17 protein-coding genes, 1 tRNA gene, 1 riboswitch and 1 other annotated feature are annotated in these 24195 nt (G+C 48.5%); all 18 genes read right to left on the bottom strand.

Annotation, left to right across the window (positions count from 1 at the left end; genetic code table 11):
* Nucleotides 1-22: 22 nt before the first annotated feature.
* Nucleotides 23-961, bottom strand: coding sequence for a methylmalonyl Co-A mutase-associated GTPase MeaB (gene meaB, locus D081_RS00965; RefSeq protein ID WP_085022266.1), 939 nt, complete (start codon nucleotides 959-961; stop codon nucleotides 23-25).
* Between the two features lie 72 nt (nucleotides 962-1033).
* A complete protein-coding gene (locus D081_RS00970; protein ID WP_085022267.1) occupies nucleotides 1034-1423 on the bottom strand; it encodes a cobalamin B12-binding domain-containing protein in 390 nt (129 codons plus the stop codon).
* A gap of 21 nt (nucleotides 1424-1444) precedes the next feature.
* Nucleotides 1445-3091, bottom strand: a complete 1647-nt coding sequence (locus D081_RS00975) for a methylmalonyl-CoA mutase (RefSeq protein ID WP_085022268.1) — start codon at nucleotides 3089-3091, stop codon at nucleotides 1445-1447.
* Between the two features lie 17 nt (nucleotides 3092-3108).
* Nucleotides 3109-4614 (bottom strand): acetyl-CoA hydrolase/transferase family protein, encoded by a 1506-nt coding sequence (locus tag D081_RS00980; RefSeq protein ID WP_085022269.1) that lies wholly within the window; start codon nucleotides 4612-4614, stop codon nucleotides 3109-3111.
* A 245-nt stretch (nucleotides 4615-4859) separates the two neighbouring features.
* Nucleotides 4860-5426 carry a peptide-methionine (S)-S-oxide reductase gene (locus D081_RS00985; protein ID WP_085022270.1) on the bottom strand — a complete coding sequence of 189 codons (567 nt, stop codon included), beginning with the start codon at nucleotides 5424-5426 and terminating at the stop codon, nucleotides 4860-4862.
* Entirely contained in the window at nucleotides 5427-6620 is a 1194-nt protein-coding gene (gene meaB / locus D081_RS00990; RefSeq protein ID WP_085022271.1) for a methylmalonyl Co-A mutase-associated GTPase MeaB, read from the bottom strand.
* Between the two features lie 12 nt (nucleotides 6621-6632).
* Nucleotides 6633-8834, bottom strand: coding sequence for a methylmalonyl-CoA mutase (gene scpA / locus D081_RS00995; protein ID WP_085022272.1), 2202 nt, complete (start codon nucleotides 8832-8834; stop codon nucleotides 6633-6635).
* Nucleotides 8834-11035, bottom strand: a complete 2202-nt coding sequence (locus tag D081_RS01000; RefSeq protein ID WP_085022273.1) for a methylmalonyl-CoA mutase family protein — start codon at nucleotides 11033-11035, stop codon at nucleotides 8834-8836. Before D081_RS01000 ends, scpA begins: the two co-directional genes overlap by 1 nt.
* A 246-nt stretch (nucleotides 11036-11281) precedes the next feature.
* A riboswitch (cobalamin riboswitch) is annotated at nucleotides 11282-11472 on the bottom strand.
* A 205-nt stretch (nucleotides 11473-11677) separates the two neighbouring features.
* Entirely contained in the window at nucleotides 11678-14320 is a 2643-nt protein-coding gene (locus D081_RS01005; RefSeq protein WP_085022274.1) for a calcium-translocating P-type ATPase, PMCA-type, read from the bottom strand.
* Between the two features lie 24 nt (nucleotides 14321-14344).
* A complete protein-coding gene (locus D081_RS01010) occupies nucleotides 14345-15019 on the bottom strand; it encodes a TerC family protein (protein ID WP_085022275.1) in 675 nt (224 codons plus the stop codon).
* A 1-nt stretch (nucleotide 15020) separates the two neighbouring features.
* Nucleotides 15021-16241, bottom strand: a complete 1221-nt coding sequence (locus D081_RS01015; protein ID WP_085022276.1) for an O-antigen ligase — start codon at nucleotides 16239-16241, stop codon at nucleotides 15021-15023.
* Nucleotides 16242-16346: 105 nt separating this feature from the next.
* A complete protein-coding gene (locus D081_RS01020) occupies nucleotides 16347-17762 on the bottom strand; it encodes a folylpolyglutamate synthase/dihydrofolate synthase family protein (RefSeq protein WP_085022277.1) in 1416 nt (471 codons plus the stop codon).
* A 74-nt stretch (nucleotides 17763-17836) separates the two neighbouring features.
* Nucleotides 17837-20503 (bottom strand): valine--tRNA ligase, encoded by a 2667-nt coding sequence (locus D081_RS01025; protein WP_085022278.1) that lies wholly within the window; start codon nucleotides 20501-20503, stop codon nucleotides 17837-17839.
* A gap of 53 nt (nucleotides 20504-20556) precedes the next feature.
* Nucleotides 20557-20781, bottom strand: a binding site (T-box leader).
* A gap of 16 nt (nucleotides 20782-20797) precedes the next feature.
* A tRNA-Leu gene (locus D081_RS01030) sits at nucleotides 20798-20882 on the bottom strand.
* Nucleotides 20883-20936: 54 nt separating this feature from the next.
* Nucleotides 20937-21362, bottom strand: a complete 426-nt coding sequence (locus tag D081_RS01035; RefSeq protein ID WP_085022279.1) for a YbjN domain-containing protein — start codon at nucleotides 21360-21362, stop codon at nucleotides 20937-20939.
* Between the two features lie 3 nt (nucleotides 21363-21365).
* On the bottom strand, nucleotides 21366-21848 hold the full coding sequence (locus tag D081_RS01040) for a DUF523 domain-containing protein (protein ID WP_085022280.1): 483 nt from the start codon (nucleotides 21846-21848) through the stop codon (nucleotides 21366-21368).
* 78 nt (nucleotides 21849-21926) lie between these two features.
* Nucleotides 21927-23330, bottom strand: coding sequence for an NADPH-dependent glutamate synthase (gltA, locus tag D081_RS01045; RefSeq protein WP_085022281.1), 1404 nt, complete (start codon nucleotides 23328-23330; stop codon nucleotides 21927-21929).
* 6 nt (nucleotides 23331-23336) lie between these two features.
* A complete protein-coding gene (locus D081_RS01050; RefSeq protein WP_085022282.1) occupies nucleotides 23337-24176 on the bottom strand; it encodes a sulfide/dihydroorotate dehydrogenase-like FAD/NAD-binding protein in 840 nt (279 codons plus the stop codon).
* Between the last annotated feature and the right edge of the window lie 19 nt (nucleotides 24177-24195).

Genomic DNA, 24195 nt, shown 5'->3' on the forward strand with positions numbered 1-24195 from the left:
CCCCTAAATCTTTTATTCACACTTACTTAAGCATATCCTTCATTACATTGCTTACCACCGTATAAGGATCGGTCTCCCTGGCCTTAATCTGCTCTACATATTCGTCCATCTTGCCGGATTCTACCAGCTTTTTGGTAATATAAGAACCGATATTGCTATGGAGCACATCCAGCATCTCGTTCTTGGAACGTTCTGTACGGCGTTTAGTCAATATTCCGTTTTCAGAGATATACTTGAAATGCTTTTCAATGTTTTCAATTGTTTCGGTAATCCCCTCATTCTGACTGGCAATTACCTTTTGAATTGGTGGACGCCAATCCGTCATCAGGCCGTCCAAATCAAGCATCATGTTCATCTCACGTACCAGCTTGTCAGCTCCGTCGTGATCTGCCTTGTTAATGGTAAACACATCACCAATTTCAAGGATACCTGCCTTGATAGCCTGAATGTCATCACCCATACCAGGAATCAATACAACCATGGTTGTATCAGCCGCCTTGACAATATCTACCTCGGACTGTCCAACACCAACAGTCTCAACGAAGATAATATCCTTACCGAAGGCATCCATGGCCTTGACTGCATCAGCTGTCTTATGAGAAAGTCCGCCAAGGCTGCCGCGGGTTCCCATACTGCGTATGAAAACTCCCTCATCCGTGGTCAGACCATTCATTCTGATACGGTCACCAAGAATTGCGCCGCCAGTAAATGGGCTGGTAGGGTCGATGGCAATAATACCAACTGTCTTGCCCTGTGCTCTGTAAGCTCTGGCCAGCTTGTCGGTCAAGGTACTCTTGCCGGCACCAGGAGGGCCGGTAATACCAAGAACAAATGCATGGCCAGTATGAGGATAAAGCTTTTTCATAATATCCATCGCTTCATCATACTCATTTTCAATGGCTGTAATGGCACGGGATAAAGCCAGTCGGTTCCCCTTTAAAAGCTCTTCTACAATGTCCATCTATGCACCACCGTTACCAGCAATATGATGGCAGCCGCCCCAGCAGCTGCCACCCCTGCTGCAAAAAACTAATTATTTAACGTTAGCCTTAATGAATTCAACAATATCGCCGGTTGGGGTACCTGGAGTAAATACCTCGGCAATGCCTGCTTCCTTGAGAGCCGGAATATCAGTCTCAGGAATAACACCGCCGCCGATGATGAGAACATCATCCATGCCCTTCTCACGAATCAGATTTACAACTTTAGGGAAGAGATGTGGATGAGCACCGGAAAGGATGGACATAGCCACAACATTAACGTCTTCCTGCAAAGCTGCCTCAGCAATCTGCTCTGGAGTCTGACGAAGACCGGTATAAATAACCTCGAAACCTGCATCACGAAGTGCTCTGGCAACAACCTTTGCACCACGGTCATGGCCATCAAGGCCTGGTTTTGCTACTAATACTCTAACTTTAGCCATTTCTCATTTACCTCCAAATTATTACAGATTTACATGAGCTTCATACTCACCAAATACTTCACGCATTACGCCGCAAATCTCACCGAGAGTTGCATAGGTACGAACTGCATTAAGAATGTGTGGCATGAGGTTCTCATTCTCATCCTGACAAGCCTTCTTAAGATCAGCCAGTGCAGCCTTAACAGCATCATTGTCACGCTTAGCCTTCATTTCAGCCAGGCGCTTGCACTGTGCAACACCTACGGAAGCATCAACCTTCAGCAGGCCCTTAGGTGGCTCTTCTTCAATCTGGAACTTGTTAACGCCAACGATGGTCTTTGCACCAGACTCAACATCCATCTGCCACTTGTAAGCGGAATCCTGGATTTCCTTCTGGATATAGCCCTTCTCGATAGCTGCAACTGCGCCGCCGATTTCATCAATCTTGTTGATGTATTCCCAGGCTTCCTTCTCAATCTTATTGGTAAGGGCCTCTACATAGTAGGAACCAGCCAATGGATCGATTACGTCAGCCAGGCCGGACTCATAAGCAACAATCTGCTGAGTACGGAGAGCGATCATTACAGACTCCTCGGTAGGGAGTGCCAAAGCCTCATCACGGGAGTTAGTATGGAGGGACTGGGTACCACCCATAACAGCTGCTGCAGTCTGGAGAGCAACACGGATAATGTTGTTGTTAGGCTGCTGAGCAGTCAGCATGGAACCTGCAGTCTGGGTATGTACGCGAAGCATCATGGATTTTGGCTTCTCAGCATGGAAACGCTCCTTCATAACCTTGGCCCATACGCGACGGGAAGCACGGAACTTGGCAACTTCCTCAAGTACGTTGTTATGAGCATTCCAGAAGAAGGACAGACGGCCTGCAAAATCATCGATATGGAGACCAGCCTTGATTGCAGCCTCGCAATATGCGATACCATCTGCAATGGTGAATGCGATTTCCTGAGAAGCAGTGGAACCTGCCTCACGGATATGATAACCGGAAATGGAAATGGTATTCCATTTTGGAACATTCTTGGAGCAATACTCAAAGATATTAGTAATCAGACGCATGGAAGGACGTGGAGGGAAGATATAAGTACCACGTGCTGCATACTCCTTCAGAATATCATTCTGAATAGTACCCTTCAGCTGATCAGCAGGAACACCCTGCTTCTCAGCAACTGCAATGTACATGGAAAGCAGTACAGATGCAGGAGCGTTGATAGTCATGGAGGTGGAAACCTTGCCAAGGTCAATCTGGTCGAAGAGAACTTCCATATCAGCCAGAGAGTCGATAGCAACGCCTACCTTACCAACCTCACCCTCAGAAATAGGGTCATCAGAGTCATAACCAATCTGAGTAGGAAGGTCAAATGCGCAGGAAAGGCCGGTAGCACCGGACTCAATCAGATAACGATAGCGCTTATTGGATTCAGCTGCAGTAGAGAAGCCGGCGTACATACGCATTGTCCAGAAACGACCACGGTACATGGTAGGCTGTACACCACGGGTAAATGGATACATACCAGGGAAACCGATTTCATCAGCATAGTCGGTCTCGGAAATATCCAATGGAGTGTACAGGCGCTGCTCCGGAAGATTAGCGCGCTCTGGGAACTTAGCGATAGCCTTTTCTACGCTGGCATTATATTTATCTAAACCAGCCTGAATCTTTTCATTGCTCATAGTGAAATATCCTCCTATTATTTCTTCATTGTGCCTGTTTTCATAAATCTTTCATGCCAAGAAAGTGCTTCATTTAAAAGGTGTGGAGTATGAGCACTCTTGGTTTCTGCTAATGCCCTCTCATAATAATCCATCAGCATAGGCTTGAAGTCTGGATGCGCACAATTCTCTATTATAACTTTTGCGCGCTGACGTGGAGACAGACCACGGAGGTCAGCCAGACCCTGCTCAGTAACGATAATATCTACATCATGCTCAGTATGGTCTACATGGGAAACCATAGGAACGATGGAAGAAATCTTACCGTCCTTGGCTGTAGATACAGTAAAGAATACAGTCAGGTAAGCGTTGCGGGCGAAATCGCCGGAACCACCGATACCGTTCATCATCTTTGTACCCATAATATGAGTAGAATTGATGTTGCCATAAATATCTGCCTCGATGGCGGTGTTCATTGCGATTACACCAATGCGACGTGCAACCTCTGGGCTATTGGCTACCTCCTGAGGACGAAGCACAATATGCTTTCTGTATTCCTTGATATTATCGTAGAAACGCTTCAGACCTTCCGGGGATGGAGAGAGAGAAGTACCGGATGCAAAATTCAGCTTTCCTGCATCGATGAGGTCAAACATACCATCCTGGATAACCTCAGTATATACTGAGAGATCCTTAAGGTCAGATTCAACGAATCCACTGATAACAGCATTAGCAACTGCGCCTACACCGGACTGCAATGGCAGCAGGTTCTTAGGCATACGTCCAGCCTTTACCTCTGCATGGAGCAGCTCGATAAAGTTCTGGGACATCTTGCGGGAGTTCTCGTCAATTTCACCAAGCGGACGAACCTTGTCGGTGATATCGCAAGGTACAATGTACTTAATCTTGTCCGGAGAACAAGGAATATATGGTGTACCAATTCTGTCATTAGGCTTAACAACAGGAATTGGAAGACGATTTGGTGGATCGAGAGGAACATACACATCATGCATACCCTCCAGCTCAAGTGGCTGGCTGGTATTAACCTCTACAATAACAACATCCGCAGTCTGAACATAGGATGCAGTGTTACCCATGGAGGTAGTAGGAATGATGTTACCCTCTTCAGTAATGGCACAAGCCTCTACGATAGCCACATCAATCTTGCCGCCTAAGTAACCATAGCGGGCCAGCTGTGCGGACTCAGAGAGATGCAAATCTGCATACTCAATCTTGCCGCTGTTAATAGCGTTACGCATATCCTTGTTTGTCTGATATGGCATGCGGAATGCAATACCATCAGCTCTTGCAAGACATCCGTCCTCTTCATCACCGGTAGAAGCGCCGGTCCAAAGGTTAATCTTGAAATGCTCCTTTTCCATGCGAGCAGCCAAGGCCATTGGAACAGCCTTTGGGTAACCTGATGGTGTGAAGCCGGAGGTACCAACATTCATTCCAGGCTTAATAAAAGCAGCTGCCTCTTCCGCAGTTACAATCCTGGACTGCAATTCCTTGTTGCGTACCCTGTCGAGAATGTCAATCATCGAAAATCCTCCCCTAAAGTCGTATGACTACGACCTAAAATTTTCTGTGCGGGGCGTACCCTCTTTTCCCCTGTGACTGGTGATTATAACTTTTAGTTATAATACGCTCAAACCATAGTTATACGCTCCCACATATAAACATTATACATCACTCAAAGTCTACCACTCCAGCCTTTTTCAGTCAAGGAAAGATGTAGAAATTGTCATACAAATAAAGAGGATAGCTTTCGCTATCCTCAACTCTATTACTTGCTTATGTAATTCTTAAACTTTTGGATATCCACATAGGTTGGGGCCGTAGGATTCTTTTTCAGATAATCCTGATGCTCCTCCTCTGCTTCCACAAATACATGTAATTCCTCTGACCTTACACATAGCTTCCGCCTCTGTTTCTGGTCACTGACCGGATCATTAATGGTCAGATTGCTGCCAGCCACAGCCGGTGGATTCTTTTTGTTGGCCATGAAATTCAGATGAAGCTGAATCTGTGGCAAATCCTCCGGGGTATTATTGTATACACCGCACATAAACATCGGACCAATTAGGTTCCCCTGTCCATGCTCACTATAAGGATCAGTAACGGAAAACAGAATATCCAGCAAGCTGGAAACATCAATTTTCTTTGGATTATACTCTGCGCATATACCCATTACAGCCTTTACGTGCCCCTGCTCCACAGCTTCATAGCTGACTGGCTGTGACTCAGGATTTATATAACCGGCTTTTACACTGATTACCCCCGTCAGAATCTCAAACACAGCCTGCAGCTCGTGAAAGCTGCCACCGGAAAAATATATTTTCTTGGTATACATCTACGGCTTCACCTCGGCTTCCGGATGGAAAATATCCACCTGACGGCGGGCAGCCATGTCCACATCAAACATGTTTACCAGCTCTTTTACCGCCTGAGTTGGAGAAATGACACCGTTTAATACAGCATCCTTTACCTCCGGCATTCGGCCTGTTATAACCGGGTCATCAAAGAACAGGCTGTGGAGATGCTCATCAATCATGCTGTACATCCATTCCAGCAGCTGACGGTTACGGCGCTTGTTGAAAACACCGCTTTCCGTTGTCATTTCCTTAAAAGCCTGGATAACCTTCCACAACTCCGAAATACCGAACTTTGTATAGGCAGAGCAGAGATATGCGTGGGTTGGCCAGCCCTCTGTAGCAGGACGTATATATTCTATCATCCGCTCGTATTCAGCCCTGGCCACCTTGGCCTTCAGGAGATTATCCCCATCAGCCTTGTTGATAACAATGGCATCAGCCAGCTCCATAATACCCTTCTTGATGCCCTGCAGGTCATCGCCGGCACCGGTAAGAACCACCAGCATAAAGAAATCCACCATTGATCTTACTGTAGTTTCCGACTGACCTACGCCAACGGTTTCAATAAGGATAATATCATAACCGGCAGCCTCGCACATCAGCATGGTTTCACGGCTTTTACGGGCCACGCCGCCAAGGGTTCCCCCGGCAGGAGAAGGCCTTATGAAGGCCTCCTGTCTACGGGAAAGAGTCCCCATTCTTGTTTTGTCGCCCAAAATTGAGCCCTTGGTAACAGAGCTGGTTGGGTCAACGGACAAGACGGCTACCCTATGGCCGGCATCGCAGAGCATATTACCGAAGGCTTCGATAATAGTACTCTTGCCGGCACCTGGCACGCCTGTAATACCTATTCTAAGTGCCTTTCCAGTATGTGGTAAAAGCCTTTGTAAAACCCGCTGTGCCTTGGCAAAATGCTTGGAATTATTGCTTTCAATGAGAGTTATAGCCCGGGATAATGTCATGCGGTCTCCGCTGAGAACCCCATTGACATAATCATCCTCACTTAAGACCAGCCGCCGTTTTGGTTTCGTCTTACCACTTAATAAGTTAGGGTTGATATTGCCTACGGTGGTGTCCTTTATCCCCTCTATGCCGCCCATAACGCTGCAGGCGAACTTTTCATTGGGCTCATCAGGAACCCAGCTTGGTTTTGAAGTGGTGTATTTTGCCATAACCCGTCACCATCACTCCTCTGCTAAGTCTTCCTTAGCTCTGTCAATCAACAGTGTAAGCAGCTTGATACCAGCCTCAGGAATATTGGTTCCTGGAGCGAAGATAGCCACTGCACCGCTTTCGTACAGGAAATCATAATCCTGAACCGGGATGACGCCGCCGATACAAACCATGATATCATCACGGCCCAGCTTTTCCAGCTCCTGAACCAGCTGTGGAAGGAGAGTATTATGACCAGCGGCCAGGGAACTGAAACCTACCATGTGAACATCATTATCGACGGCATCCTGTGCAGTCTCCTCCGGGGTTTGGAAAAGAGGACCTACATCAACATCCCAGCCCATATCGGCGAAGGAAGAAGCTATAACCTTCTGGCCTCTGTCATGACCATCCTGGCCCATCTTGGCCACGAAGATTCTTGGACGGCGACCAGTAAGATTTTCAAATTCATCAGCCATTTCACGGGCTTTCTCCAAGGCACTCTTATCAGTGAACTCGGAGGAATATACGCCGGAAATAGTATGGATAACAGCCTGGAATCGGCCGGAAACCTTCTCTACTGCATCGGAAATCTCACCCAGTGATGCATGAGCCCGGGCCGCATCAACAGCTGCTTCAAGCAGGTTACCATTGTCACGGGATTCAGCTGCCTTGGTGATGCCCTCCAGACAACGGCGAACATCATCATCGTTACGCTCAGCCCGGAGTTTTTCCAGACGCTCAATCTGAGCCTGACGTACAGCAGTATTATCAATGGCCAAAATCTCCAGTGGGTCTTCCTTTTCCAGACGGAAACGGTTAAGACCTACGATGGACTCGTTGCCAGAGTCAATCTGAGCCTGACGGCGGGCAGCAGCTTCCTCGATACGCATCTTAGGCAAGCCGCTGTTAATAGCCTTGGCCATACCGCCCAGAGCCTCAACCTCCTGAATATGAGCCCAGGCGCGGCGGATGATCTCATTAGTGAGAGCCTCCACATAGTAGGAACCGCCCCAAGGGTCGATGATCTTACATACGCTGGTTTCATCCTGGATATACAGCTGAGTATTACGGGCAATACGGGCCGAGAAGTCAGTTGGCAGGGCAATGGCCTCATCCAGTGCATTGGTATGGAGTGACTGGGTATGTCCCAAAGCGGCACCCATGGCCTCCATCAAGGTACGGGATACATTGTTAAATGGATCCTGGGCTGTCAGTGACCAGCCGGAGGTCTGGCTGTGGGTTCTGAGGGCCATGGACTTGTCGTTGGTAGCCCCGAAGGACTTAACGATCTTTGCCCACAGTACACGGGCCGCACGCATCTTGGCAACCTCCATAAAGTAGTTCTTACCGATAGCCCAGAAGAAGGACAGACGCTTAGCAAAGGCATCTACTGGCAGGCCTGCTGCCACACCAGTGCGGATGTATTCAAGACCATCCGCCAGAGTATAACCCAACTCAATGTCCGCCGTAGCGCCAGCTTCCTGCATGTGATAGCCGGAAATGGAGATACTGTTGAACTTCGGCATGTACTTGGTGGTATATTCAAAAATATCACCGATAATACGCATGGACATCTCAGGTGGGTAAATATAAGTATTACGCACCATGAACTCCTTCAGAATATCATTCTGAATAGTTCCGGCCATAACACTCTTGTCTACACCCTGCTCCTCACCGGAGAGAATGTAGAAGGCCAGGATTGGTAATACTGCACCGTTCATGGTCATGGATACGGACATCTGGTCAAGTGGAATGCCACTGAACAGAATACGCATATCCAAAATGGAGTCAATGGCAACGCCGGCCTTACCAACATCACCCAGAACTCGTGGATTATCGGAGTCATAACCACGGTGGGTTGGCAGGTCAAAGGCGATGGACAGACCCTTCTGGCCAGCTGCCAGATTTCTGCGGTAGAATGCATTTGATTCCTCTGCAGTGGAGAAACCGGCGTACTGACGAACGGTCCATGGACGGAATACATACATTGTAGAATATGGGCCACGGAGACATGGTGGAATGCCAGAGGCAAAATCCAGATGATTCATGTGCTCATATTCATCATAGTTATACAACGGTTTTATAGGAATATGCTCCATTGTCTTGCCAGTCAGCTTGTCAAAATTGGCACCGGCAGCGTCCTCAAACAGCTTGCGCCATTCTTCAGGGCTTCTCTCTGGAGCTTCTTTAAGGTTCATACTGGTAAAATCAGGGTTGTTAAAAGAAGCCATCACTCAATCATCCCTTTCTTCTTCTGCAGTGCCTGCAGGATTTCGTAACAATTTGCCTTGACAGAAATGTATTTATCTATACCGGCATTGTCGTAAGTTTCCTTCAAATCCTTTGGTGCTTCACCAGCCAGGAATACGGTGGCATTAGGCAATGCCTCGTGAAGCATTGGAGCCAGCTTAGGCACAATATCAGGATATGTAGCATCAGTGGAGCAGATTACTACTGCGTCTGCCCCGGATTCCTTGGCGGTGGCTGCAGCCTCCTCCTCAGTTGGGAAGCCGTTGTTGCCCAGTACCTCAAAGGCACCTACCTGCAGGAAGCCGGTGGTGAAGTCTGCTCTGGCCTTATGCTGTGGAATAGGCCCCATATTAGCCAGGAAAATTCTTACATTATCATCATTCTTTTCCTTATATTCCTCAGTGATCATGCGGAGAGCCTCATAGCGCTCACTCCAGCGATGGGCATCAATCTTCTCAATCTCCTCCGCATTCTCCGCACATTTAGGACAAGTAAGAGCCTCACGCAGCTCTGCCAATGTGGCACCTGCCTTGGCTGCCTCAATGACAGCCTCCATGCTTCCCTTGGCCTCCTTAATTTTGGCCAAAGCATCCTGGCAGAACTTGCTGTCAATATCCTCAACATATTCAGCAATATCAGCACTACGGAGCTTTTTATTCTCGGCAAAATCCTCTTCTCTAGGGTCCAGCCGAACCTCTGTCATATTAGGATACATATTGGAGCCAACGATACGGTCGCGGCGCAGCTCCAGCTTCTTGAAGCGGTCAGCCAGAATAAGGCCAATCTGCTCCTGTGGATAGCCTTCCTTCAGGGCATCTACGATACCGCCCTTGGCTTCAACAACCTTAAATTCCTCCCAGATTTTTTCCTTAACCTGCTTGGTAAGGGTTTCTACAGCCCAGGAACCGCCAGCCGGATCAATAGGCTGCAGGAGACCGAACTCCTCCTGAAGCATAATCTGCACGTTTCTGGCAATACGGCGGGAGAATTCATCACCCTTGCGGATAACCTCATCAAATGGAGGATTTTCGAAGGAATCCAGGCCGCCTACCACGCCGGAGAAGATTTCCGAGGTATTGCGCAGCATATTTACATAAGGATCATAAACCGTCTTGAAGAACCGGGCTGGACGGGCATGGATGAACATCTTCTGCACTTCTGTGCTACCACCAAAGGCTTCGATAATCTGGGACCAGATAGGACGCACGGCGCGAAGCTTGGCAATCTGCATAAAGAAGTTGGCGCCCATGGAGAACTCGAAGGCCACCTGTCCGGCTGCCTCATCAATTGTAAGTCCCCGTTCCAGCATAGCTCTGATATAATCAGTAGCCACAGCCAGACTGTAGGCTACTTCCTGTATATCGTTAGCACCGCCATTACTGAAAACATCACTTCTTACGAAGCAGGTTTTCAGCCCCGGAGCATTCTTGATGGCCCACTTGGCGGCTTCATAAGCTTCATCATAGAGCTTGGCAAGGGACTGACCATTTTTGCCTGTTGCCACCAGTTCCCCCACTGGATTGGCACCAATAATTCCCTTTAAGCTCTTTACATCCTGTCCACTGGATTTTAAGGTTGCCACCACCAGGGACAGCATAGGTACAGCAGAAGCTCCGGCATAAATATACAGTGGATATTTGTCCAGCTTTAATCCACTTAACAAATCATGCATATCCTGCAGGGTGGTGATACTGCAGCCACCCTCACCAGGCTTATCTGCATCCTTGGCATCCACGCAGGATACAGTGGCCTTATCCAGACATACATTATAGATTGTAGAGCCTCTGTCGATTTCATGCTTCAGGAGCTCATTGTTCTCCTTTGGCATGGTTTCATCACAGGACTGAGCGATACCCCATGGAGATTCTATGTAGCCATTTGGCTTTGCACCCCTCATAAAATCGTCCATTCCCGGGAAGGACTTTTTAGGCAGGATAGGATCAGTATCCTTTCTAAAATACATTGGTGAAAAAGTTATACCCTCATAAGTTTTGGTATACATTTTCTTTTCGAACGGAGCACCTTTTAAAAGTGCTATGCATGCTTCCTTCCACTCATCATACGTTGGCGGCTGGAATTCATCCAAAGGCACATCAGGAAATGTTGTTTGCTGCTCAGCCTTTTTCAGAATGGCCTGAAGATCCAGCTCTTCTTGGGCCTGACCGCTTTTCTCCTCATTCATTGAATTTACCTCCTTCACACAAAATAAAACCATCTGCATAGAGTGTGCAGATGGAGTGACGGAAAAATATCTGTCTGGAAAAATAAAAATCCGACTTACATAAATAAGCCGGAGATTGATACCAGATAAATGAATCGCCTAAACTCGCAGATATTCACCCATCGTAGTCCATCCCCTACCCATCGCTCGCAGGTACAAGCATCTTGTTATCAAAGGGTTGCTGGCAGCCCTTTGAAATTGTTCGCTAACGGAAATGATAAAACAGGCAGTTCTCCTGGCTCAGGTTCTCAGCTTGGTACGCCTTCCCAAATCACATTGCCCGTGACTCAGTGACATAAATGTACCTTGCTCCCCTATACAGTGGCGGGACCGCTCCGGCTTTTTACCGGATTCTCTATTAAGTCTGATAAACAGACACCTGTCCGTACTCTATTCAATTAATTTCATTCTAAATCGTTATATATTAATTGTCAATGCACGCAAGGCATATTTGTATGACAATTATAACGAAATGGTTCAAATTTTTCCTTTAAAGGAAAAATATTCCACTTAACGTTTCAACGAGGCGAAAGATATCTTTTGTGCCGAGTTATTACGAAAATATGCCTATGGTGTATTGATATATCACCATAGGCATACCTACTATCTAATAATTATTCTTCTGATTACATCCACCGGAATAACCAACACGGCCATACCGGCACACAACAGCCAGGTCTGTAATGACAGTGGTTCCACGCTGAGGACCTCACCGCCAAATTCCACGAACACCCACTGCATGGCGAAGATAGCAAAGCTCACAAGCAGGAAGGTATTATTGCGGCCCAAATGTTCAAATACATTCAAATGCTCCGTACGGGCGTTGAAGCCATTAAAGGTAATGGCCATCATAAAGGTGGCAAATAAGGCTGACTTCAAATAGGTGGTGGTCACATCACCAAACAAATTCCGCACCGGTTCAAAGAACAAAATGCTCAGACAAATTGTTGTAATTACCAGAGCATTAATGATAACCTGCGTTAACATTTTTTTCGTCACGATGCTTTCCTGCCGTGCCACCGGCTTTTCCTGCATGTATTCCTTCAAGGCCGGCTCACTGCCGTAGGCAATGGCCGCCAGGGTATCCATGGCCAGGTTAATCAGCAGAAGCTGAATAACCGTCAGCACGATATTCTCCCCCAGCATCGGCCCCAAAAAGCAGACCAGCACCGCTGCCACATTGACAGTCAGCTGGAAAATCAGGAACTTTCTGATACTCTTGAAAATGGAACGGCCATACAAAATTGCCTTTACCACCGATTGGAAATTGTCATCAAGAATAGTAATATCGCCGGCCTCCTTGGCCACCTCAGTGCCGCTGCCCATGGCAAAGCCCACCTCCGCCTTCTTCAGGGCAGGAGCATCATTTACCCCGTCACCGGTCATGCCTACAACCAAATCCAAATCCTGTGCCACATGCACCAGACGGCTCTTATCAGTTGGCAGGGCCCTTGCTACAACCCGCAGCTTTGGCAGAACAGCTTTAAGCTCACCATCGGACATGGCCTTCATTTCCGCCGAAGTCAGCACCACGTCATTATCAGAATGAATTAGGCCGGACTCCTTGGCAATGGCCACGGCAGTTTCCCGTTTGTCGCCGGTAATCATGACCACCTGTACCCCGGCCTGCTGCACCTCGCGGATAGCTCCCATGGCTTCCGGACGCAGATTGTCACGGATACTGATAATTCCCACCAGCGTAAGAGGGCCAGCTGCCTCAGCCTCCCCATGCTCATTGACCTGCCCTGGACCATAGGCCACTGCTAAAAGTCGCATGGAGCGGGCCGCCTGTTCATCAATATATCGCTGCAGGCCGTTGTCAGCTGCCAGAGAATGAACGGTGCCATCTGCCCCTAAATAGCTGCTGCATTTATCCAGCAAAACCTCCGGAGCACCTTTTAAATAGCATACGGCTTCATTATTTTCCCGCACTGCCACCGCCGAGTACTTATCCTTGGAATTAAAGTATTTAAAACCAATGGCCGTATCCCGCTTAATCTCGTCCTGAAGCTCAGCATCCATAAGTGCCTTGATGATGGACCGGTCGGTGCTGTTACCACCGATTACCGCCCCATTGCCCGCGTGGGCACTGTTATTTAAGCCTGCAGCCATAAGGAATTTTTCTATATAATCCTCAGAAGCCGCTGCCCCCGTCGGGTGCTTCAGCTCCAGCCTGCCAATGCTTTTAATATTGCTTAAATCTCCCAGGGTTATATCCACCACGGACAGCTTGCCCTCCGTAATGGTACCGGTTTTATCAGTAAACAGAATGCTTAGACTTCCGGAGGTTTCAATACCATTTATCTTCTTGACCAGCACATTGTCCTTTTCCATTTTAAGGCTCTGCACTGACAGCAGCATGGAGGTAAGCATAGGCAGTCCCTCCGGCACTGCACAGACAATAACCGTTACCGCCACTGTTACGGCATCAATAATCAGCCGCACCCATTCCCATACAGAGTCCGGAGCCGCTCCTGTTGCAAAGGTCTTTATCAGGATACCCAACACAATAGCGATGGCTCCCACATAGCCGAAGGTGGAAATATGATGGGCCAGTTTGTCCAGCTTCACCTGCAACGGTGTCCGACGGGCCACAGACTGAGCCTCCAAGGCCAGCTTGCCAAACAAGGTGTTATCCCCCACCACACAGCTTTCCAGATATGCTTCACCGCTGCACACCACAGTACCCCGATAAGCATAGTGGGAATTCAGCAAATCATCTATATCGTAGGAGTTTTCCTCCTCCGTCAGAGGATATTTATAAATTTCCTCAGTTTCGCCATTTAATACGGACTGGTCCAGATTAACCGAACCCTCCACCAAAACACCATCCGTTGGCAAGCGGTCACCGGCCTGCAAAAAAATAATATCCCCAGCCACCACATCGGCTACAGGAATCTCAGACAGGCTTCCTTCCCTCAGAACCTTGGTCATATCCTTGGCCGCCTCGTCATTTCTGAGGGCCACGGCCTTGCCCTCCTGCTTGTACTCACTGATAGATGCCACCCCATTGGCAATGAGGATAGCAACTAAAATGCCCACCGGCTCAAACCATTCCGCCTGACCCATAAAATAAAGTACGCCCTGAATAATCAGAGCGACCAAGAGAATCATTATCATAGGGTCCTTAAACCCCTGCATTATTTTTTTCCATAGGGAATCCCGTTCCAGCTGAGTCAGGGAATTGCTGCCATATTTGGCACGGCGTTCTTCAATTTCACTTAAAGACAACCCTTGTAATTTCATATAACTCTCCCACACAACACCAGTTTATTCCGCCTGAACCTGCTTCTTTTTGCCATACCCGATAATGCAAACGCCCAAAGCCAGTACAGCCGGCACAATAATCGAGGCCATAGGCCCCAAAGCACCTTCAATTACGGGACCAATGCTGGCATCATGAATAAGCATGCTGCCTCCTGTCCAGCCTAAAATACCAGACCCAAGATAAATCAGCACAGGCCAGTTATCCAACAGCTTGCCAATAATCTGGCTGCTGCCCACCACAATTGGCACACTGATAATCAGACCAATAACCACCAGCAAAAAGCTGCCGTGGGCCGCTCCGGCTACTGCCAGTACATTATCAATACCCATGGCCGCATCCGCCACAATAATGGTCTTTACCGCCCCGGCGAAATTATCCGCTTCCTCCACATGGCCCTCCTTGGCCGGAGCCAGCAGCTTAATGGCAATTGGAAGCAGCAACAGACCACCCAGAGCCTGAAGATACGGAATAGACAAGAGATACACCGCCAACAGGGTCATGACAATACGGATAATCACCGCCCCGGCAGTACCCACCAAAACAGCCTTCTTTTTCAGTTCATCCGGCAAACGATGGGCTGCCATGGCAATTACCACCGCATTATCTCCGGCCAATACCAGATCCAGTATAACAATAGAGAATAAGGCTGTCCAAAATTCTACAGTAAAAACAGTCAAATTATATCTTCTCCTTTAACACGAAAACCAGTCCGCACATCATCCATAATAACATGGAGGACGGAACATTATACAATACATCATCAGTAAGACCGTTTAAGGCCACCGATACCAAAGCCATGCCCAAACCAAGCATAAATCCCCTAGTTAAGGTATCCGGCATCTCCTTCTGGGGGAATAAGGCCGTGCCCGTATACCCCAGGAAGAACATCAAAAAGGCGCAGCCCCCTACGATACCAATCTCAGCCAAATAGTTAAGGTAAATATTATGGGCATGAACCAAGGTTACGCTGCCATCCACAATGTAGGTATCATAAATAGGATAAACCAGGGAATATGCGCCACCGCCAATGCCAAAAACCGGATGGTCCAGAATCATCTGCACCGTGCTTTCCCACATGGCAATACGCATTTCCGAGGAAGTATCTGCCACAGAAAACATGGTACTCATCCGCTCAAGGAACACCGGATTATAAGCCAAATAGCCAACGACCAAAACAGCCAGCACACCAAGAACCCGTCTGTCCTTCAATATACCATATCCAGCCATGATAAGGGCAATGGTAAGGCAGGCACCACGGGCGTAGGTCATGGCCAGACAGGCCAGGGTAAGCACCATGGCTGCTCCCAGAATAATCCGCGTACGCTTTTCTTTAAAAGCATCAAAAAATCCCAAAAGAACACAGACCACAATGTCCAGATAGGCCGCCAAAATATTTGGATTTTCCAGAGTGGAAAACACCCGCTTGCTCAGCTCCGGAAAGGCTTCCCCATCCACCCACTTCATCTCGCTGGTATCAATGCCGAAGATATACTGGAAAAAACCATATCCCACAATAAGGGCCGCCGAAGCCCCCAAGGAATAGGCAATGTATTTTATCTGCGCCTTATCATCAATATTTTGTGTTACCAACACATAGGTCAGCAGATAAATTATAACCAATACGAACCATATGGTCAGGGTATATATCTTATCCGGCGACACCAAAATAGAAGCTGCACTGCATATCAGATATACAATGATTGGCCAATGAAAGCTGGTGCGTTTAACCTTGAATTCCGGATCCTTCCACCAACGGAACAAAAACAATGCTATGCCGACGCCCATACATACTATAGCAACCGTTTGTGATAATCCGATGAAAAAAGCCTCCAATAATATTGTCATGTAAATGGTGTCCTTAACTGCTCTGGAAGCAGCCAGTTTCTTTAACCCACTCAACAGAATTCACCTCAAAATTTATAAATATACTAAAAAACTATATCTATATAATTGTAACGCAAAAAAGGAGTCAATACAATGACTCCTTTTTAACTGAACCACAGCTTATTTCAGCAGGGTCCTCAAATATCCAATTAAGTACAGGGAACCGGTGCAAACCAAAATGGTATCAGAGCCCGCCAGTTCCTGTCCCCGTTCCAAAGCCTTGGCAGGGTCCCCGATGGCTTCCTTTGCCTCAACCTTGGTACATTCCAGCAGCTCCACCGGATCTGCCGCCCGCTCTGAGGACGGTGTGGTAAATATCACCCTGTCCTCCGGCCGCAGCAGGATTTCCAGCATGCCTTCAAAATCCTTGTCCCGCAGAATTCCCAATACGAAAATTCGCTGCTGGTCCGGGTAATAATAATCCAGGCTCTCCCGCAGGGTCTTAATCCCCGCCGGATTATGGGCCCCGTCAATAATCAGCTCAAAGCCATCTCTTGGAATTACTTCAAATCTTCCCGGCCACTTTACATTGGCCATGGCCTGCTTCAAGGCCCGTTGGGTTATGCGCAGGTCATTGACAGCCAAGAGCATAACCGCAGCAGCCGCCAAAGCGCTATTACTTACCTGATGCAACCCAAGCAAGGACAGCTTATAGTCAAGGCTGGCCATCTGGTCATTGCGTGAAGTAAACTCCACCAGCTGGGTTCTAGTTGCTGCCCCTTCCGATTCACACCGTCCATAAGGCAAGGTGGACAAGGCCTCTATCTGCAAATCAATCATGGATGGGCTCATATTGCCTACACTGGTATTCCCCAAGTTCGGTGGAATACTGAGCTGTCCCAATGGTTTTACAGGCCTGGCATCAAAATCCTGACCAGCCACATAGATAGCCGCCTTATTATCAGCAGCTGCCTGGCGGATAATATCCAGTGCCTGACCCTCGGCGCCTGTGACCGCCGGCACCCCAGGCTTAATAATGCCCGCCTTGTGCCGGGCGATTCCCTCCAGGGTGCCACCGCATTTATCGGCATGCTCAAAGGAGACATTGGTTATTACCGAAACTTCCGGGGTAATAACATTGGTGGAATCCAGCAGACCTCCCAGACCCACTTCGATAACAGCATACTCCACCTGTTCCTTGGAAAACAGATAAAATGCCGCAGCTGTAAGTACTTCAAACTGGGTAGGGTGCTCATCCCCTTCTCCCACCATGAAATCACACAGGTCCCGCACCACAGTAATGGCAGCCGCCAATTTTTCCCGGCTAATTTCATCACCATTGATAACGACCCGTTCCGTATAGGAGTCCAAATGGGGAGAAGTATACATACCCACCTTTATCCCGGCTTTTTTCAGGACTTCCGTCACCATACAGGTTACGGAGCCCTTGCCGTTGGTACCAGTTATGTGAATTGTCTTGTATGTATTCTGGGGATTACCCATCAGATCCAGGAGCCGCTTGATGCGGTCCAGCCCCAGACTCATGCCAAAAACATTGAGTTCTTCAAGGTAGTCCATTGCCTCTGAATAATTCATCTTATCCCCCCTCTAATCTTACCTTCCCCTTGAGGGGAAGGTGTCAGCCCGTAAGAGCTGACGGATGAGGTGTATTATAACTTGGCCAAATCCTCAAGACGGGCCTTTACGGCATCCATCTTTTCCTGATAGCCAGCCAGCTTTTCCTTTTCGCCGGCTACTACATCAGCAGGAGCCTTGGCCAGGAACCCCTGGTTGGACAGCTTCTTGTCAAGACGGGAAATTTCCTTCTCCAGCTTGGCCATCTCACCGTTAAGACGGGCAGTTTCCTTCTCCACATCAATCAAGTCCTTCAGTGGCAGGAAAATCTCCACACCATTTACTACGCCGGCCATGGCATTATCCGGCTTATCTGCACCGGCAGCCATGTGGGTTACAGGCTCAGCAGATGCCAAGACAGTCAGATAGCCCTCATTATCAGCAAATACCTGGCGGAGGGACTCATCAGTGAAGTTCAGCACAACCTCACTCTTCTTGCTAGGAGCCGCATTAACCTCCAGACGCAGGGCGCGGATGGTCTTGATTGCCTCCATAATGGTAGTCATGCTGTTTTCGCTATCCTCATCAATAAGGTCAGCAATTGTCTTGTCCTCAGCCGGCCACTCTGCCACCATGATGCTCTTGCCCTCATGTGGAATGTGCTGCCAGATTTCCTCAGTGATAAATGGCATGAATGGATGCAGCAGACGCAGGGTACGCTCCAGAACATAGCCCAATACATACTGGGCAGTCTGACGTGGCTTAACATTATTCTTGTCGTACAGGCGGGCCTTGCTGAGCTCGATGTACCAGTCGCAGAACTCGCTCCAGATAAATTCATAAATCAGACGGCCAGCCTCACCCAGCTCGTACTTCTCCAAATTCTCGGTAACACCCTGAGCGGTCTTGGCAAAGCGGGACAAAATCCACTTATCGGCCATGGTGTAATCCTCAGCTGCCGGTACAAAGCTCTTGTCGAAGCCTTCCAGATTCATGAGCATGAAGCGGGAAGCATTCCACAGCTTGTTGGCAAAATTACGGGCAGACTCAACACGCTCGTTGTAGAAACGCATATCGTTACCAGGAGTATTGCCGGTAATCAGCATAAAGCGCAGGGAATCTGCACCATACTCCTCAATCATCTCCAGTGGGTCAATACCATTGCCCAAGGACTTGGACATCTTACGGCCTTGGCTGTCGCGGACCAGGCCATGGATGTAAACAGTCTTGAATGGAATATCCTTGCCAAATTCCAGGCCCATCATTACCATACGGGCAACCCAGAAGAAAATAATATCGTAACCGGTTACCAGAGTAGAGGTTGGGTAGAACTGCTTCAGTTCAGGAGTATCCTCAGGCCAGCCCATGGTTTCAAATGGCCACAGACCGGAGCTGAACCAGGTATCCAATACGTCCTCATCCTGACGGACATTCTTGCTGCCGCACTTAGGGCACTGGCAAACATCATCACGGGATACAGTAGTCTCACCGCAATCATCACAATACCAGGCTGGAATACGATGGCCCCACCAAAGCTGACGGGAAATACACCAGTCACGGATATTATCCAGCCACTGAGTATAAATCTTGGTAAAGCGCTCAGGAACGAATTTGATACGGCCATCACGAACGGCATCGGCAGCCGGCTTGGCCAAGGTGTCCATCTTTACGAACCACTGGGTGGAAATCATTGGCTCAATGGTGGAATGACAGCGGGAGCAATGACCTACAGCATGCTCATGATCCTCAACGGATACCAGAGCACCAAGCTCCTTCAGATCCTTAACCAGAGCCTTGCGGCACTCATAACGGTCCATGCCCTCATACTTGCCGGCCCCCTCCAGCATCTTACCAGTATTGGAAATAACCTTCACCTGCTCCAGATCATGGCGCAAACCCATTTCATAGTCGTTAGGGTCATGGGCTGGAGTTACCTTTACGGCACCAGTACCAAAGGCAGAATCAACATATTCGTCAGCAAAGAGTGGAATCACACGGTTTACTACCGGCAGAATAACATTCTTGCCTACCAGATCCTTATAGCGCTCATCATCAGGGTGAACAGCCACACCGGTATCACCGAACATGGTCTCAGGACGGGTGGTGGCAACCTCTACGAACTTATCCGGCTCACCCTCCACCTGATAGCGGATATGCCACAGATGGCCCTGCTCAGTTTCATGCTCTACCTCAATATCGGAAATAGCGGTATTACAGTCCGGGCACCAGTTGGTGATGCGGGTCCCCTGATAAATCAGGCCCTTCTCATAAAGGCTTACGAATACCTCACGAACCGCCCTGGAGCAACCCTCATCCATGGTGAAGCGCTCTCTGTCCCAATCAAGGGAAGAACCCAAAGAACGAAGCTGGCTCATGATGCGGCTGCCAAACTTCTCCTTCCACTGCCATACGCGCTCCAGAAACTTCTCACGGCCCAGCTCGTAGCGGTTGGTTCCTTCCTCACGGAGAGCAGCCTCAACCTTGGCCTGGGTAGCAATGCCGGCATGGTCGCAGCCTGGCATCCACAGGGTATTGTAGCCCTGCATGCGGCGCCAGCGGATAAGAATATCCTGCAGGGTATTATCCAGAGCATGGCCCATGTGAAGATGACCAGTTACATTTGGTGGCGGAATAACGATGCTGTAAGGCTCCTTCTCCTCATCCACCACTGCGTGAAACAGCTTGTTTTCTTCCCAATAGCCATACCATTTCTTCTCAAAGGCTTTCGGGTCATATACCTTAGGAATGTTGTTTTCTTCCATGTTCAAGACCTCCTCAAATTAATCAAATGTAAATAAAAAAGCACTTCCATCCTACAAAGGACGAAAGTGCCTGCTTTCGTGGTACCACCTAAATTCCTTAAAATCCCAAAGGATTTTAAGCTCATTTACATAACGCTGTTTCTGCGTTCCGGCCTACTGTCAGTTCAGCCGGAAAACTCCAAAGCTACCTTTCCTGCTGCACACCCGGAAAGCTCACACCTTATCCTTCCTCTCTAGAGAGCTGCGTTGCAGGTACTCCTCTTTATCATCGTATCTAAAATATTTAACTTTATCTGGTGCGGACGAGAGGGGTCGAACCTCCACGCCTTGCGGCACTGGATCCTAAGTCCAGCGCGTCTGCCAGTTCCGCCACGCCCGCAAAAACTTTACTAAGTATATCAATCTTTGCGGTTTATTGTCAAGTGGCTCCTTATCAGCCGATAGCTGCCAGAATATTCTTATATTCCTTGGTCAGATAATCAAGAATAATGTTCATCATGGCGTTGGTCTTGTCACCGTCCATCTGGCCGTCGGCATTCATCATGCAGCAGGTGAGAATCAGGCTGCCCTCATTGTCAACCACGTACTTAAACGGCTTTAAGGAGATATTCCAATTGTTGACGGCATCATATACCTTCAGCTTGTTGTCATTGGTCACTGCCTCAGGAGCGATCTGCACCTGCAGCATGGCAAAGGCACTTTCATCCACCACGATAATGAATGGAATGTTCTGGCCATCAATGCTGAAGGCAGACCGGAAAATAGAGGTCTGCAGCTGATCATTCAGATCCTGACGGGTAAACATGGTCAAATTGTGGCTGGTCAAATATTCCTGGAAAATTTCTGCTTTTTTGCTCATCTTTTATTCCTCCCGATACATTGCGATTATTCGCTGCAATAAATCTTCATTAAGATCCTTTTCTGAAAAAACCCTTACACCATTCTGCCTCAGCAAAGCTGCTGTAACCCCTTCACCGGCTATCTTATTGCCATTAAAATTGCCGTCGTAGATCATTTCATTACCGCATGACGGGCTGTTGGCCTTCAAAATAGCCACCTTCACCCGGTGCTTCTTCACCATATCCAGTACTTTATTGGCCCCCTGAATGAAGTGTAATGTAACGTCTCCTCCCAGCTTGTTTACAACCTTGGCTGTACCCTTCAAAACATCCATGCCGTCACCATGCTGCAGCTCAGCTGGTGGACGGGGAATAGGCAGATTGGCTGCCGTTTCCGGACAGACAGCTGTCAGATAACGGCTATAGCGCATAAGGAGCCCATTATCATTGGAACCTCCGCTATACTTTACTTTATTGCCCAATAGGCAGGATGAAACTAAAATCATTATAAAACCTTCAAACTCATTTACATAGAAGTGGGCTGGCACATCCCTGCACCAACCCACCGGATTTACATACCTACTTTACTTCTTCTTGCTTTTTAGATACTCATCAATAGCCGCAGCTGCCTTCTTGCCGGCACCCATGGCCAAAATAACAGTAGCTGCACCAGTAACAATATCACCACCGGCAAAAACGCCTTCCTTGGTGGTGGCACCGGTCTCCTCATCAGCAATAATATTGCCACGCTTGTTGGTGTCCATACCCGGAGTAGTGGAAGCCACAATAGGGTTTGGACCATTACCAATAGCCATAATAACAGTATCTACATCCAGCTCGAACTCGGAGCCCTCTACGGCCACTGGACGACGACGGCCGGATGCATCCGGCTCACCCAGCTCCATGCGAATGCACTTCAGGGACTTAACCCAGCCATTCTCATCACCAATAATCTCTACCGGATTATTGAGGAGCTTAAAGTCAATGCCCTCCTCCTTGGCATGATGAACCTCCTCGGCTCTGGCTGGCAGCTCAGCCTCACTGCGACGATATACAATGTAAACCTTGTCAGCACCAAGGCGCAGGGAAGTACGGGCCGCATCCATGGCAACGTTGCCGCCACCAACTACAGCCACCTTCTTGCCCATGGCAATTGGGGTTGCGTGATTAGGGAAATCATAGGCCTTCATGAGATTGCAGCGGGTAAGGAACTCATTGGAAGAGTACACGCCATTAAGGCTCTCACCCGGAATATTCATGAAATGAGGCAGACCCGCACCAGTGCCTACAAATACTGCATCAAAGCCCATTTCACCCATAAGCTCGTCAACAGTAAATAGACGGCCGGCAATGGAGTTAACCTCAATGGTTACGCCCATCTTCTGGAGGTTCTCCACCTCACGCTTAACGATTTTGTCCTTTGGCAGACGGAACTCCGGGATACCATAGGAAAGTACGCCGCCGGCTACATGGAGGGCCTCGAAAATAGTAACCTTGTAGCCCTTGCGTGCCAGATCGCCGGCACAGGTCAGGCCGGAAGGACCGGCACCAATAATTGCCACCTTCTGGGCATCCGGGGCAAATTCAATAGGCTTAACCTCTTCGTTCTTCTCCAGCTGATAATCAGCCACAAAACGCTCCAGACGGCCAATAGCCACAGACTCACCCTTGTGGGTCAGCACGCAGTTCTTCTCGCACTGATTCTCCTGTGGACATACACGGCCGCAAACTGCCGGCAGAGAGCTGGACTCCTTGATAATACCAATGGCACTGTCAAAATCCCGCTCCTTGATCTTGCCGATAAAAGCCGGAATATCAATTCCAACCGGGCAGCCAGGACGGCACTGAGGATTCTTGCAGCCCAGGCAACGGTTAGCCTCTGCCACAGCAGTTTCCTCATCGTAGCCCAAAGCTACCTCCTGAAAATTATGAGCACGGACCTGAGGATCCTGCTCAGGCATTTTATGTTTTTCCAATACTAGAGCCATTCCCAATTACCTCCCCAGTCCAATGTTGCAAACATGATCCTTGGCCTTAGCTTCCTGCTCGCGGAACATACGGCCACGGGACATAAGATTGTTGAAATCCACCAGATGACCATCGAACTCAGGACCATCTACACAGGCAAACTTCATCTCGTCCCCCACCTGTACACGACAGCCACCGCACATGCCGGTGCCATCAACCATTACAGGGTTAAGGGAAACGATGGTCTTAATCCCCAATGGACGGGTTGCATCGCAGACGCTCTTCATCATGATACCAGGGCCAATGGCAGTAACCTGGTCAATCTTCTCTCCGCGGTCCACCAGCTGCTGCAAAGCAGTGGTAACAAAGCCCTTTACGCCGTAAGAGCCATCGTCAGTAGCGATAATAACCTCATCGGAAATTGCTCTCATCTTATCTTCAAAAATCAGGATATCCTTGGTTTTGGCACCCATGATGGAAATAACCTTGTTGCCGGCTTCATGAATAGCCCGGGCAATAGGATAAACCGGTGCCACACCGATACCACCGCCAATGCAGACTACAGTACCCATGCTGCCGGAAATCTCGGAAGGCTGACCCAAAGGACCAGCAAAGTCCACAATGGAATCCCCTTCATTTAAGGCACTGAGCTGCATGGTAGAAGCACCCAGCACCTGGAAAATCAGGGTGATGGTGCCCTTTTCAACATCAAAATCTGCAATAGTAAGAGGAACACGCTCCCCCAGCTCATTAACCCTCAGTACAATAAACTGGCCAGCCTTGGCTTTCTTGGCTACCCGTGGTGCCTCAATATCCATATGGAAAATACCAGGAGAAAGCTCCTTCTTGTACACAATCTTAAACATATTTACTCCCCTCTAAATA

The sequence above is a fragment of the Anaerovibrio sp. JC8 genome (genome assembly GCF_002100115.1).
Lineage (GTDB): Bacteria > Bacillota > Negativicutes > Selenomonadales > Selenomonadaceae > Anaerovibrio.

Coding starts and splice junctions, on each gene's coding strand:
- meaB (WP_085022266.1), bottom strand. CDS start 961: ATGGACATTGTAGAAGAGCTTTTAAAGGGGAACCGACTGGCTTTATCC.
- D081_RS00970 (WP_085022267.1), bottom strand. CDS start 1,423: ATGGCTAAAGTTAGAGTATTAGTAGCAAAACCAGGCCTTGATGGCCAT.
- D081_RS00975 (WP_085022268.1), bottom strand. CDS start 3,091: ATGAGCAATGAAAAGATTCAGGCTGGTTTAGATAAATATAATGCCAGC.
- D081_RS00980 (WP_085022269.1), bottom strand. CDS start 4,614: ATGATTGACATTCTCGACAGGGTACGCAACAAGGAATTGCAGTCCAGG.
- D081_RS00985 (WP_085022270.1), bottom strand. CDS start 5,426: ATGTATACCAAGAAAATATATTTTTCCGGTGGCAGCTTTCACGAGCTG.
- meaB (WP_085022271.1), bottom strand. CDS start 6,620: ATGGCAAAATACACCACTTCAAAACCAAGCTGGGTTCCTGATGAGCCC.
- scpA (WP_085022272.1), bottom strand. CDS start 8,834: ATGGCTTCTTTTAACAACCCTGATTTTACCAGTATGAACCTTAAAGAA.
- D081_RS01000 (WP_085022273.1), bottom strand. CDS start 11,035: ATGAATGAGGAGAAAAGCGGTCAGGCCCAAGAAGAGCTGGATCTTCAG.
- D081_RS01005 (WP_085022274.1), bottom strand. CDS start 14,320: ATGAAATTACAAGGGTTGTCTTTAAGTGAAATTGAAGAACGCCGTGCC.
- D081_RS01020 (WP_085022277.1), bottom strand. CDS start 17,762: ATGAATTATTCAGAGGCAATGGACTACCTTGAAGAACTCAATGTTTTT.
- D081_RS01025 (WP_085022278.1), bottom strand. CDS start 20,503: ATGGAAGAAAACAACATTCCTAAGGTATATGACCCGAAAGCCTTTGAG.
- D081_RS01035 (WP_085022279.1), bottom strand. CDS start 21,362: ATGAGCAAAAAAGCAGAAATTTTCCAGGAATATTTGACCAGCCACAAT.
- D081_RS01040 (WP_085022280.1), bottom strand. CDS start 21,848: ATGATTTTAGTTTCATCCTGCCTATTGGGCAATAAAGTAAAGTATAGC.
- gltA (WP_085022281.1), bottom strand. CDS start 23,330: ATGGCTCTAGTATTGGAAAAACATAAAATGCCTGAGCAGGATCCTCAG.
- D081_RS01050 (WP_085022282.1), bottom strand. CDS start 24,176: ATGTTTAAGATTGTGTACAAGAAGGAGCTTTCTCCTGGTATTTTCCAT.